General features: G+C 55.3%; 1 protein-coding gene. It reads right to left on the bottom strand.

Going from position 1 to position 1,466, the window contains the following annotated elements; translation table 11 throughout:
- A partial coding sequence (locus tag BP822_RS10625) for a site-2 protease family protein (protein WP_286878270.1) occupies nt 1-1,291 on the bottom strand: 1,291 nt, incomplete at its 3' end.
- Nucleotides 1,292-1,466 lie beyond the last annotated feature (175 nt).

The raw sequence follows: 1,466 nt of genomic DNA, 5'->3' as shown, positions 1-1,466 counted from the left end.
TGAATCCGGGAATTCCTGAAAATGGCAGGTTGAGCATGGTGGCGAAACCCTCTACGCCGCTCTTTGGAATGGTTTTCAGCATCTGGAGGAACTCGCTGGCAGGAGCTTCCTGGAATGCCACACCACCCGAATAGATGGCGTTCCCTGACATCACAATGCCGATAAAGCCCGTTCCCACAGCATCCGACTCCTCTTTCTGCTCATCCTCTCCCTGGCCAGCAGCGGAGGTGAGGTTGACCTGGTAGCTCTTGCCACTTCCGGTGGTGATGGTGATGATCTGACCGGGTCGGGTGAGGTTCATCTCCCTTCTGAAGCCCTCAACATCCACCACCTCCTTGCCGTCGATCCTGGAGATCACGCTGCCCGCAGGCAGGCCGACGGAATCGGCGGGAGAGTCCGGGAAGATGGAGGCAACCATGATTCCCCTTGCCGCCTGGCCGGGGAGGTTGAAGATCTCCTTTTGGCCGTTGTGCAAGACCTCCATCTCCACCATGGTGCTGCCCAGATTGCTGTAAAGCTCCTCTATCTTTATCGCATTCTCTCCATTCACCTGAAGCAGGACCATGCCGCTCTCAAAGCCTGCCTCCTCCGCTATTGAATCCTCCTGGACACCCACCGCAATCAGCCGGTCAACAGGGGACATGGAGCCCAGAACTGGCCCAAAGAAGAGGGCCATGGCCAGTGCGGCCACCATGAAGTTGGCTATGACGCCGGCGGAGAGAATCCTGATCCTGGCGGCCCTGTTCACCAGGGGCGGCTTGTTCTTTGTGCCGAAGAGATCCTCCTCATCCGGCTCAACAAAAGCAGCTATTGGGGCAACGAGCAGGGTTACTATGCCCATGGACTTGACCCTGACCCCTTCCACTCGGGATAGGATGCCATGGGCGAACTCATGCACCAGCATGGTGACGAATAGGGCGATCCAGCCCCATAAAAAGGGGATATACTCGTTCAGACCGGGGATGAGCAGGATATTTCTGGGTGCATTGTAGCTGCTGGGCTCGGGTGGAGAGAGAATCATCAGGTAGGTCATGAGCAATACGAGGATCAAGAATGTGGCCATGCTCAGGATCACCAGAGGGATTCCAATAGTTACCGCCGTTCTCCATATCCACTTGGGGCGGCTCAGCTGGTCGAGCAGCTTCAATCCTTTGGTTGTCCGCAGGAATATGAGGAGGGGTATTCCCGATATCCCTCCCACAGTCACCCCTCTCTTCTTCCATGCCTCGCTATCCCTCAAGGGCAAAAGGAGGATGGAATACAGGCCTATCAGCGCCGCTGCGATAAGCATCCAATCTGCGAATTCTAGCTGTAAATCGAAGCTCAAAACTCCAGCCTCATCAGGTCAATTCGGTGTTATATGTCTGGCATCATGTATATAAGTTGAGACGAGGGCTTTAGAGCAATCCCTGTTCCTCAAGCTCCATCTTGGCCAGATCCTCATGCTTCCTCTCCAGGAAGCTGTA

This window comes from Methanosaeta sp. UBA458 (assembly GCF_002496085.1).
Lineage (GTDB): Archaea > Halobacteriota > Methanosarcinia > Methanotrichales > Methanotrichaceae > Methanothrix > Methanothrix soehngenii.
Note: the sequence above shows the minus strand (reverse complement) of the source record. Positions and strands in the feature narration are given on the sequence as shown.